Origin of the sequence: Cellulosimicrobium sp. 22598, from assembly GCF_052044445.1 — a bacterium.
Lineage (GTDB): Bacteria > Actinomycetota > Actinomycetes > Actinomycetales > Cellulomonadaceae > Cellulosimicrobium > Cellulosimicrobium cellulans_G.
This window is the reverse complement of record NZ_JBQEMZ010000001.1, coordinates 138,135-152,196: the sequence shown is the minus strand read 5'-3', so window position 1 is coordinate 152,196 and position 14,062 is coordinate 138,135. Positions and strand designations below refer to the sequence as shown.

Below are 14,062 nucleotides of genomic sequence, written 5' to 3'. Positions count from 1 at the left end.
TCCTGCGTGGTGGGGTGTGCTGGGCCGGGGCGCGGCGCCTGCGGCGTGACGGACGGAGCCGTCGTGCCTCAGGGCCGCACGGACCACAGCGACGGGTGCGACCCGGCCGCGACGAGGTCCGCGACGGACGAGCGCGGGGCGTCGTCGGTCACGAGCGCCTCGCCGACGAGCACCGCGTGCGCACCGGAACGGGCATAGTCCATGACGTCGTGCGGCCCGCGCACGCCGGACTCGGCGACGCGGACGACCTCGTCCGGGATGGCGGGCGCGAGGCGCGCGAACGTGGTGCGGTCCACGTCGAGCGTCTTGAGGTTGCGCGAGTTGACGCCCACGACGCGGGCGCCCGCGTCGAGCGCGCGCGAGACCTCGTCCAGCGTGTGCACCTCGACGAGCGCCGTCATCCCGAGCGAGTGGACGCGCTCGACGAGCGACGTGAGGACCGTCTGCTCGAGCGCGGCGACGATGAGGAGGACGATGTCGGCACCGTGCGCGCGCGCCTCCCACACCTGGTACGGCGTCACGACGAAGTCCTTGCGGAGCACGGGGACGTCGACCCGGGCGCGCACGGCGTCGAGGTCGGCGAGGCTGCCGTTGAACCGCCGCTGCTCGGTGAGCACGGAGATCGCGGCCGCGCCGCCCTTCTCGTACTCCCCGGCGAGCTCGGCCGGGTCGGAGATCGCCGCGAGCGCACCCTTGCTGGGGCTCGAGCGCTTCACCTCGGCGATGACCGCGACCGCGTCGTCCGCCTTGAGGCGGCTCACGCACTCGAGCGCGCCGGGGAGGCGGGACGCACGTTCCTTCAGCTCGTCGAGCGAGGTCGCCGCCTGACGCACCGCGAGATCCTCGCGCACGCCCGCGACGATGTCGTCCAGAACCGTCATCGTCCCACCACTCCCCGTGTCGTCCCGCCCCCCGGCCGGGCCGGTCGGCCATCGTGCACCCACAGGTTCGGGCCGACCCGTTGACAGGGAGGTACCTGCCATCGTAGAGCCGCCCCCGAGTGACGATGACCACGGCCCAGCCCCCGAGACGGCCGTCGCGGCGCTGCCCGACCGTCTCACCCCGCTGCCGGGCCGAGCCACGGGACGAGCGCGGGCACGTTCCGCAGGACGCCGAAGAGCACGAGGACGCCGAGGGAAGCCCACGCGAGCCAGACGGGGAGGCGCAGCGCCGGGCGCCCCCGCCAGGCCCGGACGAGCCACGTGGCCCACAGCGCGACGAGCAGGGGCGCGACGACGACCCACAGGGGGTTCATGGACCAGGCCGCGGCGAGGTCGAGGTGCACGAGGTCGTGGGTGGCGCGCAGGCCGCCGCACCCCGGGCACGCGAGGCCGGTCAGGGCGAGCAGGGGGCACGTGACGTAGTGCCCTGGGCGGTTCGGGTCGACGGCACCGACGTAGACCACCGCCGCCGCGACGAGCGCGCCGACCGCGAGGGGTGCCTGCGCCGCGCGCGGGACCCGTCGACGTCGCACGGCCTCCGACGTCACGTGCGCACCCGTCAGTACTGGTCCGGGATCGTCCCGACCCAGGCGAGGATGCCCGGGACGAAGATCAGCAGGGAGAGCAGGCCGATCACCGACAGAGCGATCGCGACCCAGCCGAGGATGATCCCTGCCGTCGCCATGCCGTCGTTGTCCGCCTGCCCCTCCGCGACCGCTCGCTTCGCGGCGTTGCCGACGATTACCGCCGGGATGCCCGTGAAGAACCCACAGCTCAGCACGAACGAGGCGATCCCGAGCACCAGCGACCAGATGGCCAGGTTGTTCTTCGGGTAGTACGGGGGCGCCCCGTAGGCACCCGCCGGGTACTGCTGGCCCGGGTACTGCTGGCCCGGGTACTGCTGACCGGGGTACTGCCCGGCGGGGTACTGCGGCTGCGCCGCGTAGGGCGCCCCCGCGGGGTCGCCCGTCGGGGTGTGCGGGCCGCCGGGCGCCGGCGAGCCGTACGGCGCCTGCGACCCGTCGTGCGGGCCTGCGGGGTCGTACGGGCCGGGTCCCGGCGGCTGCGTCACCGCGTGGCCTGCTTCTGGCCGTAGCCCGCGTTCCGCAGGACGAGCCCGCCGATCAGCGCGACGCCCACGACGCCCATGCCGACCCAGAACAGCCAGACGGCGGCGACGACCACGCCGATCGCGGCCACGAGGGCCCCGACCATGATGCCGATCATCGTGAACCAGGCGGCGACGGTGTGGCCGTGGTTCGTGGGCGGAGCCGCGGGCGGCAGGTAGGCGATCTCGGTCGTCTGCTGGTTCTCGGCCATGAGGGTCGTGCCTTTCGTCAAGATGTGGTCAGAGCCTATCGGACCGGGCCGGTGCCCGTCCCCCGCGCGGTCCCCGGACGGGGCGACGGGAGCGGGTGTCCGCGCTGCTCAGCGGTCCGTGGGGTCCTCGCCGCGGGACAGCGCGTCCCACGCGTCGTGGTCGGAGAGGTCGTCGGGTGCGGGGCTCTCCGCGGTCCTCGCCGTGGCGTCCGGGCGGTCCTCGGGACCCGTCGCGGACGGCGCCGGGGGGCCCGGGGGCACCGGGCCCGCCGCGCGCTCGTGCCGGGTCGAGGCGCCCGCCCACGACCGCGAGCCGAGCGCGACCCACACCACCGCGAGCACGGTGAGGACGCCGAGTGCCGCGGCGAGCCAGGGCGCGGCGGTCAGCTCGACGGGCGCGGTGAGCTCCGTGACGCTGGTCGCGTCCGCGACGGCCGACCGGGCGCTGGGCTCCGGGTCGAGCGCGACGCCGAGCGCGGAGACGGTCGCGACGACTCCGCTCGCCGCGGCGACGGCGAGCACGACCCACCGGCCGACGCGGCCGACGAGCCCCAGCGCGAGCGCGGCGGCGACGAGCACGAGCGCCGACGCGCTCACCCCCGGCGCCGCCGACGTCCCGGCGACGGCGACCGCGACCTCCGGGTCGAGCGCCGTCGCGCCGGTCGTGCTCAGCCACGTCGGCACGGCCGTCGCGAGGGTCGCGCCGCCGAGCAGGAGCAGGACCCAGATCGCGGTGCGCCGGCTCGGCCCGGCCGGGCGGCTCACGCGAGCCCCCGCAGCCGCGCCGCGACCTGGACGGCCCGGACCGCGGCGGCGGCCTTGTTGCGCGACTCCGCGTACTCGAGCGCGGGCACCGAGTCCGCGACGATGCCGCCGCCCGCCTGGACGCTCGCGCGACCGTCGCGGATCAGCGCGGTCCGGATCGCGATGGCCATGTCCATGTTCCCGTCGAAGTCGAAGTACCCCGCGGTCCCACCGTAGATCCCGCGCGACGCCGGCTCGAGCTCGTCGATGAGGGCGATCGCGCGCGGCTTGGGCGCGCCGGAGAGCGTCCCGGCCGGGAACGTCGCCCGGAAGGCGTCCAGCGCGGTCGCGCCGTCGCGCAGCGTCCCGACGACCGTCGAGCACAGGTGCATGATGTGGCTGAACCGCTTGGTCGCCATGAACTCCACGACCTCGACGGACGTCGGCTCGCACACCTTGACGAGGTCGTTGCGCGACAGGTCCACGAGCATGATGTGCTCGGCGAGCTCCTTCGGGTCCTGCAGGAGCTCCTCGCCCAGCGCGACGTCCTCCTCGGGCGTCGCGCCGCGCGGCCGGGAGCCGGCGATCGGGAACGTCGTGACGCGCCCGTCCTCGACCTTCACGAGCGTCTCGGGGCTGGACCCGACGACCGCGAAGTCCCGCCCGTCCGCGTCCGTGAGCTGGAAGTAGTACATGTACGGGCTCGGGTTGATCGTCCGCAGCGCGCGGTAGACGTCGAGCGGGTCCGCCGGGCAGTCGAGGTCCAGGCGCTGGGACAGCACCACCTGGAACACCTCGCCCTCGCGGATCGCGTCCTTGCCCGCGACGACGGACGCCTCGAACTCCTCGCGCGTCGAGCGGAACTCGAGCGCGGGCTCCGCGGCGTCCGGGGCGAGGACCGACGCGACGTGCGCGCCTCCGGCCACGAGCCGGGCCTGCATCGCGTCCAGCCGCGCGACGGCGTCCGCGTAGGCCTCGTCGACGCGCTCGTCCGTGTCGTCGAAGTTGATCGCGTTGGCGACGAGCCACACGCTGCCCTCCGCGTGGTCGACGACCGCGAGGTCCGTCGCGAGGCACAGCGTGAGCTCGGGCACGCCCAGCTCGTCCGGCGCGTCCGCGGGCAGGGTCGGCTCCCAGTGCCGGATCACGTCCCAGCCGATCGCGCCCGCGAGGCCGCCCGTGAGCGGCGGCAGGCCCTCGACGGCAGGCGTCCGCAGCACGTCGAGCGTCGCCTCCAGCACCGCCACGACGTCGCCCTCGAGCGGGACGCCGGTCGGCACGTCACCGGACCAGACGGCCCGGCCCTCGCGCGCCGTGAGCGTCGCGCGGGACGCGACGCCGACGAACGAGTACCGGGCCCACCGCCCGTCCGACTCGGCGGACTCCAGGACGAACGTCCCCGGCCGGCCCTGCGCCAGCGTGCGGTACAGCCCGACGGGCGTGACGTCGTCGGCGAGCAGGCGCCGGACGACCGGGACCACCCGTCGCGACGTGGCCAGCGCGCGGAAGCCGTCGAGCACGGGCCACGTCGCGCCCCACGCGGGACCGCCCGCGGGGACGGTGGTGGTCTCGGCCGGGTCGACGGTCGCGCTCACTGGTTCTCCTCCTCAGGATCGGGGTCGGGCGTGGTCGAGGGGGCGACGGTGCCGGGCGGCAGGTCGCCGACGACGGCGCCGAGGTCTCCCCCGGCCTCGAAGCACGTGCGCGTGCCGGTGTGGCACGCGGCCCCGACCTGGTGGACGCGCACGAGCAGCGCGTCCCCGTCGCAGTCGAGGGCGACCGAGCGCACGACCTGCACGTGGCCCGACGTGTCGCCCTTGCGCCAGTACTCCTGGCGGGACCGGCTCCAGAACGTCACCCGCCCGGTCGTCAGCGTCCGGTGCAGCGCCTCGTCGTCCATCCAGCCGAGCATGAGCACGTCGCCCGTGTCGTGCTGCTGGACGATCGCGGCGACGAGGCCCGCGTCGTCGCGCTTGAGCCTCGCGGCGATCTCGGGGTCGAGCGCCGTGCGGGTCGGCGTGTCGGTCGTGGGTCCGGTCGTGGAATCGGGCACCCGAGAATCCTGCCAGACGCCGGGCCGCCGCCGGTCCCCCGTCTCGCCCGGCCGGCGTGACGTGGGTCGCCCGGCGGCGGCGCGGGTCAGCGGGTCTGGGAGACCCAGGCGTCGTGCATGCGGGCGTACACGCCGCCCGCTCGGGCGAGGTCGTCGTGGTGGCCGACCTCGACGACGTGGCCCGCGTCCACCACGACCACGAGGTCCGCCGCCTCGGCGGTGGAGAGGCGGTGCGCGATGGTCAGCGTCGAGCGGCCGGCGGTGAGCGAGGCGAGGGCGCGGGCGATGCGGACCTCGGTCGCGGGGTCGACGGCGGACGTCGCCTCGTCGAGGACGAGCAGGTCGGCCTCGGCGAGGTAGGCGCGCACCAGGGCGACGAGCTGCCGCTCCCCGGCGGAGAGCGACTCGCCCCGCTGGCCGACCGGGGAGTCGAGCCCGTCGGGCAGGTCCGCGACCCAGTCGGTGAGCCCGAGCCGTTCGACGGCCGCCTCGATCCGGGCGCGGCGTGCGACGTCGGGCTCGTGCTCGGCGTCGCCGCGCAACCCGTAGGCGACGTTGTCGGCGAGCGTGCCGTCGAAGAGGAAGCCCTCCTGCGGCACGAGCACGACGCGCTCGCGCAGGGACTCGACGGCGAGGTCGCGCAGGTCGGTGCCGTCGAGCAGCACGCGCCCCGCGGTCGGGTCCATGAGCCGGGTGACGAGCTTGGCGATCGTCGTCTTGCCGGACCCGGTGGCCCCGACGACGGCGACCGAGGCCCGGGCCGGGAGATCGAGGTCGACGCCGTGCAGCACCTCGGGCCCGTCCGGGTAGGCGAACCGGACGCCCTCGAGCCGCACGTGGGCGGGCCCGCGCGGGCTGCGCTCGCCGTCGGCGCCCCGGTCGACGACCTCGACCGGCGTCTCCAGCACCGCGAGCACGCGGCGCCACCCGGCGACCGCGTTCTGGAGCTCGTTGAGGATCTCGGTCGCCATCTGCACCGGGCCCGTGAAGAGCTGGACGAGGAAGAGGAACGCGAGGAGCTGCCCGACCGAGACGTCGCCGGCCACGCCGAGGTACGAGCCGACCACGACGACCACGGCCAGCACGAGGTTCGCGACGAGCACGCCGCTCGAGAAGACGACGGCGACGAGCTTCTGCGCCCGGACCATCGCTCGCCGGGTCGCGTCCACGGCGGCGTCGATGCGGCGCGCGGTGCGCGCGCCCGCACCGTACGCGCGGATCGTCTCGGCGCCGACGATCGACTCGGAGATCGCCCCGAGCATGCCGCCGACACGCGCACGCACCTGCGTGTACGCGTCGTTGACGCGGGCCTGCGCGGGGCGCAGGACCAGGAACAGCGGGACGAAGCACGCCCAGACGACGAGCGTGAGCTGCCACGAGTACACGGCCATGAGGACCGTCGCGACGCCGATCTGCAGCACCGAGACGAGCAGCATGATGCCGCCCCACTGCACGAACAGCGAGATGGTGTCGACGTCGCTCGTCACGCGCGAGACGAGCGAGCCGCGCCGTTCCGTGTTCTGCGTGAGGACGGACAGGTCGTGCACGTGCCGGAACGCGCGCACGCGCAGGCCGGCGAGCCCCGCCTCCGTCGACCGGAACAGCCGGACGTTGACGAAGGCCGAGCAGAGGCCCGCGAGGACGATGACGACCGCGGCGACGCCGACGAGCACGGCCACGCGCGTCGTGTCCGGACCGCCGTCGGCGAGCACGCCGGTGTCGACCGTCTGCTGGACGGTCACGGGGACCACGACGCGGCCCAGCGCGGCCGCGACCGCGAGGCCGAGCGTGACCCAGATGCCGTCGAGGATCTGCGGCGAGACCTGGACGCCGCGGCGCAGCGTGGCGAGGACGCCGAGCGAGCTCGCCGAGGCGATGCGGGCGTCGCCCGGGCGGCCCGGCGCGCCGTCGGGCGCGGATGCCGTGGCCGCGGTGTCGGAGCGCTCCGTGGTGGTCGACCGGCTCATTCCTCCAGCGCCCCCGTCTCGACGTGCTGCACGACGTCGTCCTCCTCGATCTCTTCCCGACGCGCGAGGTCGCCCCCGCGCGTCTCCTCGCCGTCCTCGGCCGCCGTCCGCGCGGTGTCGTCGGTGGCGTCCGCGCGCTCCTGCTCGCGCCGCTCCGCCTCGCGGGCGTAGGCCGTCGCGAGCTCGCGGTAGCCCCGGTCGCGCGCGAGGAGCTCGTCGTGCGTCCCGACGTCGACCACGCGGCCGGACTCGACGTGCACGACGACGTCCGCGAGCGCGACGCTCGACATGCGGTAGGCCACCATGACGACGGTCGGGCGGTCGGCCCCGTCGCGGGCGAGGCCCGCGAGGATCTGCTGCTCGACGCGCGGGTCGACCGCGGACGTCGCGTCGTCGAGGACGAGCAGGCGCGGACGACGCACGAGGGCGCGTGCGATGGCGAGCCGCTGGCGCTGGCCGCCGGACAGGTTCGCCCCGCGCTCCCCCAGCGGCGCGTCGAGGCCCTCCGGCAGTCGCGCGACGACGTCGTCGACGCGCGCCAGGCGCAGCGCCTCCCAGACCTGGTCGTCGTCCGGGCCTGCGTCGCCGTCGTCGGCGAGCGTGACGTTCGCCCGCACGGAGTCCTCGAAGACGAAGGCCTGCTGGGCCACGAGGGCGACCTGGGACGTCAGGTCGGCCTCGCGCACGTCCCGCACGTCCGTGGCGTCGAGCAGCACCCGGCCGCGCGTGGGGTCGGAGAGGCGGGCGAGCAGCGACACGAGCGTCGTCTTGCCCGCACCCGTCGGGCCGACGACCGCGACCGTCGTCCCGGGGTCGACCTCGAGGTCGATCCCGTCGAGCAGCGTGATCGCTCGACCGCCCGCGCGGACGTCCACGCCGACGCCCTCGAGGCGGACGCCCAGCCCGGAGCCCCCGCCGGGGAGCCCGCCGGTCCCAGGTCGCAGCACGCCGCCCGCGTCGACGACGCGGCTGATGCGCTCGTACCCGACGAGGGCGCGCGGGAGCTCACCGAGCACCCACCCGAACGCCCGGACGGGGACGGCCATGATCGTGAGGAGGTAGGCGGCGGTGACGATGTCGCCCGCCGCGACGCCGCCCGAGGTGAGCCGGACGGTCCCGACGGCCAGGACGAGGAGCGTGCCGAGCGACGGCAGCAGCTCGATGACCGGGTCGAAGAACGCCCGGACGACGCCGACGCGCACGTTCGCGGCGCGCAGCTCGTCGGTGCGCTCGGCGAAGCGCCGCTCCTCGCGGTCCGCGGTCCCGAGCGACGTGACGAGCAGCGCCGCCTCGAAGCTCTCGTGCGCGACGTCCGAGACCTCGGCCCGGAGCTGCTGCGCGCGCGTGATCGCGGGCGACATGTAGCGCTGGAAGACGATGTTCACGGCGATCGCGAGCGGGATGACGATCAGTGCCGCGCACGCGAGCCACACGTCCACGCGGAACAGCATCACGGCCGCGACGCCGATCATGACGACGACACCGAGCGCGAACGGGAGCGGGTTGAACACGCCCGTCGCCGCCTCGACGTCGGAGTTCGCGTTGGACAGGAGCTGCCCGGCGGGGTGCGAGCGGTGCCACGACATGGGCAGCCGCAGGTACTGGCGCGTCACCGCGGTGCGGTGCCGCGCCTGGAGCGCGGCGTACCCGTTGCCCGCGAAGATGCGGCGCGCGGCCACGCTCGCCGCGAGGGAGACCGCGATGCCGGCGAGGACGAGACCCGCGACCCAGATGCGGCCCCGCGCGGCCTCGTCGCCCGCGATCGCGGGGACGACGACCTCGTCGGTCGCGGTGCCGATCGCGCTGCTCACGGCGACGGTGAGCGCGCCGAAGAGCGCGGACGACCCGATCGCGAGGGCGTAGGTGCGCGGCTCGTCGCGGATGCCGCGGCCCATGAGGGCCAGCGACCGGCGCACCCGCGACCCGGTCAGGGCGTGCGGGCGCCGGACGCTCGGCTCGTCGGGGAGCAGGTCCCGGGGCGGGTCGGGCCGGTCCGTCGGGGCCGGCAGGTCGGTCGGGGCGGGCGGGGCGTCGGCGCCGGTGGGGCGCGTCCTGCTGCCGGGCACGGGACGGTCCTCGTCTTTCGTTCAGGGGTTGCACGATCTTCTCATGCGCCCCTGACACGCCCCGACGGAGCTCTGCCGACGGGCGACGACGGAGCCGGACCTCCGCCCTGCCCGAGGGTGGCTCAGCGCACCTCGACGCCCTGCGCGCGCATCGCGTCCTTGACCTGGGCGACCGTCAGGGCACCGAAGTGGAAGACGCTCGCGGCCAGCACCGCGTCGGCCCCGGCGCGCGCGGCGGCCACGAAGTGCTCGGGCGTCCCCGCCCCGCCGCTCGCGACGAGCGGGACCCGGACCTCGGAGCGCACCGCCGCGAGCATCTCGAGGTCGAAGCCCGCGGTCGTCCCGTCGGCGTCCATCGAGTTGAGGAGGATCTCGCCCGCCCCGAGCCCCGCAGCGCGCGCGGCCCACTCCACGGCGTCGATCCCGGTCCCCCGACGCCCGCCGTGGGTCGTGACCTCGTAGCCGGAGTCGGTGCGCACGTCGCCCGTCGTGCGCCGCGCGTCGACGGACAGGACCAGCACCTGGCTGCCGAAGCGGTCCGCGATCTCGGCGATGAGCTCCGGGCGGGCGATCGCGGCCGTGTTCACGCCGACCTTGTCCGCTCCCGCGCGCAGGAGGCGGTCCACGTCCTCCGCCGAGCGCACGCCGCCGCCGACGGTGAGCGGCACGAAGACCTGCTCCGCGGTGCGCCGCACGACGTCGTACGTCGTCTCGCGGTTCCCCGACGACGCCGAGACGTCGAGGAACGTCAGCTCGTCCGCGCCCTCGGCGTCGTACCGCGAGGCGAGCTCCACGGGGTCGCCCGCGTCCCGCAGGTTCTCGAAGTTGACGCCCTTGACGACGCGCCCCGCGTCGACGTCGAGGCACGGGATCACGCGGATCGCGACGGTCATGAGGACTCTCCTTGGTCGGCCGGCGCGTCGCCGGTCGTGTCGGTACCGGCGCCGTCGGTGCCGCCCTCGGCGGCCTCCTCGGCGGTCACCGGGAACTGGGCGTCGAGGATGTCCACGACGTAGACGAGCGTCTCGCCCGCGAGCGGGTTGGCCGTCTCGCCGTAGGCGAGGTCCGGCGGCACGACGAGCAGCACCTGGCTCCCCACGGACTGCTCCAGGAGGCCCTGCTCCCACCCCTCGATCACCTCGCCGATCCCGATCATGATCGACAGGGGCGCGGTGTCGTCGGTCCAGGTCGTGTCGAAGACCCCGCCGTCGGACCAGCGCACGCCCGTGTAGCGGACCGTGACGACCTGGCCGACCTCGACCTGGCGGCCGTCGCCGCGGATCAGCGGCTGCACGACGAGCCCGCCCGGCGCGGCCGTGTCGGGCGGGATCGCGACGCTCGGCGCGCCGTCCTCGGCGAGCGTGACGGTCGGCAGGCCCTCGACCGGCGCGACCGCCTCGCCCGACGCCCGGGTCGGGAGCACGTCCACGACCAGCGCGACGGGGACGCCGTCGTCCTCCTCGAGCCGCAGGAGGCGCGCGCCCACCCTCTGGCCGCGTAGGAGGTCGCGCAGGTCCCGCCCGACCGACTCGTCCGTCAGCGTGCGCCAGCGCGGCGCGTCGGTGTAGGTGTTCTGGAGCACCGTTCCGTCGCTGACGTCCTGCGCGTACAGGTTGAGCAGGAGCGGACCGCCGTCGACGAGCTCGGCGCCGGCGCCCGGCCACACCACCTCCGAGGACGCCTCCGGCACGTCGAGCGGGGCGCGGTACTGCAGCTCCGGGGGCGCGCCGGAGGACCCGACGACCGTGAGGTCGGTGTTCAGCGGGGTCGGCGTCGCGTCCTCGGGCTCGGTGCAGGCGGCGAGGGCGAGCGACGCGACGAGCCCCACGAGCAGTGCGAGCGCCCCCCGGGCTCCGGGCGCACGACGACGAGCGGACCGGAGGCCCGGCACGGGGCGCCCGGTCGGAGGAACCAGGTTCGTCACATCACGTCCCGCATCACATCGACTCGATGAGGCGCTCCACGCGCTCGTCGACGTTCCGGAACGGGTCCTTGCACAGGACCGTGCGCTGCGCCTGGTCGTTGAGCTTGAGGTGCACCCAGTCGACCGTGTAGTCCCGGCGTGCCTCCTGGGCGGCGCGCACGAAGTCGCCGCGCAGCTTGGCGCGCGTCGTCTGCGGCGGGACCGCCGTCGACTCGAAGACCTCGAGGTCCGTCGTGACGCGCTCGACCATCCCGCGCGCGGCCAGGAGGTTGTACAGCCCCTCGGTCCGCGAGATGTCGTGGTACGCGAGGTCCAGGCGCGCGATCCGCGGGTCGTCGAGCTCGAGCCCGTGCTTGGCCTGGTACCGCTGGATCAGCCGGTACTTGATGACCCAGTCGAGCTCGCGGTCGACCAGCGAGAGGTCGCCCGTCTCCAGGGCGCGCAGCCCTCGCTCCCACAGGTCGAGGACCTGCTTGACGACCGGCGTGGGCGAGACGTCCTGCTCGACGAACTCCTTCACCCGCTGCAGGTACTCGCCCTGCAGGTCGATCGCGGTGACGGTCCGTCCGCTCGCGAGCTGGACCGGCTGCTTGCCGGTCATGTCGTGGCTGATCTCGCGGATCGACCGGATCGGGTTCTCGAGCGCGAGGTCGCGCATGGGCACGCCCGCCTCGACCATGCGCAGGATGAGGTCGGTCGTGCCGACCTTGAGCATCGTCGTCGTCTCCGCCATGGACGAGTCGCCGACGATGACGTGCAGCCGCCGGTAGCTCTCGGCGTCGGCGTGCGGCTCGTCGCGCGTGTTGATGATCGGGCGGGACCGGGTCGTCGCGCTGGAGACCGCCTCCCAGATGTGGTCGGCGCGCTGCGACAGGCAGTACACCGCGCCGCGCGGCGTCGTGAGGACCTTGCCCGCGCCCGTGAGCACCTGGCGGGTGATGAGGAACGGGACGAGCACGTCCGACAGGCGCGAGAAGTCGCCCTGGCGCCGCACGAGGTAGTTCTCGTGGCACCCGTACGAGTTCCCCGCGGAGTCGGTGTTGTTCTTGAACAGGTGGATGCGGCCCGGCAGGCCCTCGTGCTCGAGGCGCTGCTGCGCGTCCGCGACGAGACCCTCCAGGATCCGCTCCCCGCCGCGGTCGTACGCGACGAGCTGGTGCACGTCGTCGCACTCCGCCGTCGCGTACTCGGGGTGCGAGCCGACGTCGAGGTACAGGCGCGACCCGTTGCGCAGGAAGACGTTCGACGACCGGCCCCACGCCACCACCTTGCGGAACAGGTAGCGTGCCACCTCGTCCGCCGACAGCCCGCGGCCGTCGTCGGACGCGCACGTCACGCCGTACTCCGTCTCCAGCCCGAAGATCCTGCGGTCCATGCGGTCCTACCCCTCGTCCGTCGCGGCACCGGTGTCGGTCGCGTCGTCCGCGAGCAGGTCCTCGAGGGCCTGCCCGGACAGCCGCCGGAAGGCGCGTCGCGGGCGCGTGCGGTCCAGGACGGCCACCTCGAGCTGGGCGGCCGGGATGGTCCGCACCTCCTCGCCGTCGCCGCCCGACCCGAGCGCGCGCACGGCGAGGCGCAGGACCTCGGCCAGCCCCAGACCCGGCTGCCACGCGTCCTGGAGCACGCGGCCGAGCTGGTCGGCCTGCCCGCCCATGACGACGACGCCCTGCTCGTCCGCGACCGACCCGTCGTAGGAGATCCGGTAGAGCTGGTCCTGCGCCGCGGTCCGGCCGACCTCCGCGACGACGAGCTCGACCTCGAGCGGCTTGGACTCCGTGGTGAACACCGTGCCCAGGGTCTGGGCGTAGGCGTTCGCGAGACCGCGGGCGTTGACGTCGGTGCGGTCGTACGAGTAGCCGCGCAGGTCCGCGTAGCGCACCCCCGCGACCCGCAGGTTCTCGAACTCGTTGTACTTGCCCACCGCGGCGAACGCGATGCGGTCGTAGATCTCCGAGATCTTGTGCAGCGCGCGCGACGGGTTCTCCGTGGCGAACGCGATCCCGTCCTCGTAGGCGAGGACCACGACGGACCGGCCGCGCGCGATGCCCTTGCGCGCGAAGTCCGCCCGGTCCTTCATGAGCTGCTCGGGCGAGACGTAGAAGGGCATGTTCACTCGGCGTCACCTCCCGACGCGGGGCCCTGCGACAGGTCGTGCGGCTGGTCGTGCGGGACGGACTCGGCGTTCGTCGCCGCGGGGCCGCGGCGCGGCACGCCCGTGCCCGACCGCTCGGCCACGATCTGCTCGACGACGGCGGCGAGCTCGTCGTCCGGGACGCGCTCGTAGCCGTCCCGGGTCACGACCGCGACGACGGGCCAGATCCGGCGCACCGGGTCGGGACCGCCCGTGGCGGAGTCGTCGTCCGCCGCGTCGTACAGGGCCTCGACCGCCACGCGCACGGACGCGTCCCGGTCGAGCTCGGTGCGCCAGAGCTTCTTCAGCGAGCTCCGCGCGAACACCGAACCGGAGCCCACCGAGTGGTAGGCGCGCTCCTCGTACCGGCCGCCGGTCACGTCGTAGGAGAAGATGCGGCCCGTGGCCCGGTCGAGGTCGAACCCGGCGAACAGCGGGACCACGGCGAGGCCCTGCATCGCGAGGCCGAGGTTCTGCCGGATCATCGTGGACAGCCGGTTCGCCTTGCCGTCCAGCGAGAGCAGGGTGCCCTCGATCTTCTCGTAGTGCTCGAGCTCGAGCTGGAACAGGCGCACGAGCTCGACCGCGATGCCCGCCGTCCCCGCGATCCCGACCGCCGAGAACTCGTCCGCGGGGAAGACCTTCTCGATCTCACGGTTCGCGATCATCGAACCCATCGTCGCGCGACGGTCGCCCGCCATCACGACGCCGCCCGCGACGCCCTCCGCGCCGAACGTGAGCGCCACGATCGTCGTCGCGTGCGGCGCGTCGGGCGCCGCGCCCCCGGACGTGTGCCCGGCGGTGCGGTGCGACGGCAGCAGGTCGGGGGCGTGCCCGGACAGGAAGTCCAGGAAGGACGACGACCCGGGGGTCGTGAAGGCGTCGGGCAGGCGCCCTGGCTGGTCCGTGCTCATCG

The 14,062-nt window shown here is 74.6% G+C and carries 14 protein-coding genes; all 14 read right to left on the bottom strand.

Going from position 1 to position 14,062, the window contains the following annotated elements; genetic code table 11:
- Positions 1 to 68: 68 nt before the first annotated feature.
- The 14 genes from trpC to prcB all read right to left on the bottom strand — a co-directional run bounded on the left by trpC (position 69) and on the right by prcB (position 14,060).
- Entirely contained in the window at positions 69 to 881 is an 813-nt protein-coding gene (gene trpC / locus ACTJIY_RS00665; protein WP_353709192.1) for an indole-3-glycerol phosphate synthase TrpC, read from the bottom strand.
- A gap of 176 nt (positions 882 to 1,057) precedes the next feature.
- On the bottom strand, positions 1,058 to 1,474 hold the full coding sequence (locus ACTJIY_RS00660; protein WP_440673122.1) for a DUF2752 domain-containing protein: 417 nt from the start codon (positions 1,472 to 1,474) through the stop codon (positions 1,058 to 1,060).
- Between the two features lie 26 nt (positions 1,475 to 1,500).
- Positions 1,501 to 2,013, bottom strand: a complete 513-nt coding sequence (locus ACTJIY_RS00655) for a DUF4190 domain-containing protein (protein WP_440673123.1) — start codon at positions 2,011 to 2,013, stop codon at positions 1,501 to 1,503.
- Positions 2,010 to 2,282, bottom strand: a complete 273-nt coding sequence (locus ACTJIY_RS00650) for an HGxxPAAW family protein (RefSeq protein ID WP_440673124.1) — start codon at positions 2,280 to 2,282, stop codon at positions 2,010 to 2,012. The genes ACTJIY_RS00655 and ACTJIY_RS00650 overlap by 4 nt, the downstream gene beginning before the upstream one ends.
- An 87-nt stretch (positions 2,283 to 2,369) precedes the next feature.
- Positions 2,370 to 3,026 (bottom strand): Trp biosynthesis-associated membrane protein, encoded by a 657-nt coding sequence (locus ACTJIY_RS00645; protein ID WP_440673125.1) that lies wholly within the window; start codon positions 3,024 to 3,026, stop codon positions 2,370 to 2,372.
- Positions 3,023 to 4,600 carry an anthranilate synthase component I gene (locus tag ACTJIY_RS00640; RefSeq protein WP_253049720.1) on the bottom strand — a complete coding sequence of 526 codons (1,578 nt, stop codon included), beginning with the start codon at positions 4,598 to 4,600 and terminating at the stop codon, positions 3,023 to 3,025. Before ACTJIY_RS00640 ends, ACTJIY_RS00645 begins: the two co-directional genes overlap by 4 nt.
- A complete protein-coding gene (hisI, locus tag ACTJIY_RS00635) occupies positions 4,597 to 5,058 on the bottom strand; it encodes a phosphoribosyl-AMP cyclohydrolase (RefSeq protein WP_253049722.1) in 462 nt (153 codons plus the stop codon). The genes ACTJIY_RS00640 and hisI overlap by 4 nt, the downstream gene beginning before the upstream one ends.
- An 86-nt stretch (positions 5,059 to 5,144) precedes the next feature.
- Complete coding sequence (locus tag ACTJIY_RS00630) at positions 5,145 to 7,025, bottom strand: ABC transporter ATP-binding protein (protein ID WP_440673126.1); 1,881 nt, start codon at positions 7,023 to 7,025, stop codon at positions 5,145 to 5,147.
- On the bottom strand, positions 7,022 to 8,920 hold the full coding sequence (locus ACTJIY_RS00625) for an ABC transporter ATP-binding protein (protein ID WP_440673212.1): 1,899 nt from the start codon (positions 8,918 to 8,920) through the stop codon (positions 7,022 to 7,024). Before ACTJIY_RS00625 ends, ACTJIY_RS00630 begins: the two co-directional genes overlap by 4 nt.
- A gap of 293 nt (positions 8,921 to 9,213) precedes the next feature.
- Positions 9,214 to 9,984, bottom strand: coding sequence for an imidazole glycerol phosphate synthase subunit HisF (gene hisF / locus ACTJIY_RS00620; RefSeq protein ID WP_253049726.1), 771 nt, complete (start codon positions 9,982 to 9,984; stop codon positions 9,214 to 9,216).
- Positions 9,981 to 10,982 carry an FKBP-type peptidyl-prolyl cis-trans isomerase gene (locus tag ACTJIY_RS00615; protein ID WP_440673127.1) on the bottom strand — a complete coding sequence of 334 codons (1,002 nt, stop codon included), beginning with the start codon at positions 10,980 to 10,982 and terminating at the stop codon, positions 9,981 to 9,983. The genes hisF and ACTJIY_RS00615 overlap by 4 nt, the downstream gene beginning before the upstream one ends.
- A gap of 46 nt (positions 10,983 to 11,028) precedes the next feature.
- Positions 11,029 to 12,390, bottom strand: a complete 1,362-nt coding sequence (gene pafA / locus ACTJIY_RS00610; protein WP_253049730.1) for a Pup--protein ligase — start codon at positions 12,388 to 12,390, stop codon at positions 11,029 to 11,031.
- 6 nt (positions 12,391 to 12,396) lie between these two features.
- On the bottom strand, positions 12,397 to 13,128 hold the full coding sequence (gene prcA / locus ACTJIY_RS00605) for a proteasome subunit alpha (protein ID WP_253049732.1): 732 nt from the start codon (positions 13,126 to 13,128) through the stop codon (positions 12,397 to 12,399).
- On the bottom strand, positions 13,125 to 14,060 hold the full coding sequence (gene prcB, locus ACTJIY_RS00600) for a proteasome subunit beta (RefSeq protein WP_440673128.1): 936 nt from the start codon (positions 14,058 to 14,060) through the stop codon (positions 13,125 to 13,127). Before prcB ends, prcA begins: the two co-directional genes overlap by 4 nt.
- Positions 14,061 to 14,062 lie beyond the last annotated feature (2 nt).

Bases quoted from the DNA above. Each gene is read 5' to 3' on its own strand.
- trpC (WP_353709192.1), bottom strand. From the start codon at position 881: ATGACGGTTCTGGACGACATCGTCGCGGGCGTGCGCGAGGATCTCGCG.
- ACTJIY_RS00630 (WP_440673126.1), bottom strand. From the start codon at position 7,025: ATGAGCCGGTCGACCACCACGGAGCGCTCCGACACCGCGGCCACGGCA.
- ACTJIY_RS00625 (WP_440673212.1), bottom strand. From the start codon at position 8,920: ATGGGCCGCGGCATCCGCGACGAGCCGCGCACCTACGCCCTCGCGATC.
- hisF (WP_253049726.1), bottom strand. From the start codon at position 9,984: ATGACCGTCGCGATCCGCGTGATCCCGTGCCTCGACGTCGACGCGGGG.
- pafA (WP_253049730.1), bottom strand. From the start codon at position 12,390: ATGGACCGCAGGATCTTCGGGCTGGAGACGGAGTACGGCGTGACGTGC.
- prcB (WP_440673128.1), bottom strand. From the start codon at position 14,060: ATGAGCACGGACCAGCCAGGGCGCCTGCCCGACGCCTTCACGACCCCC.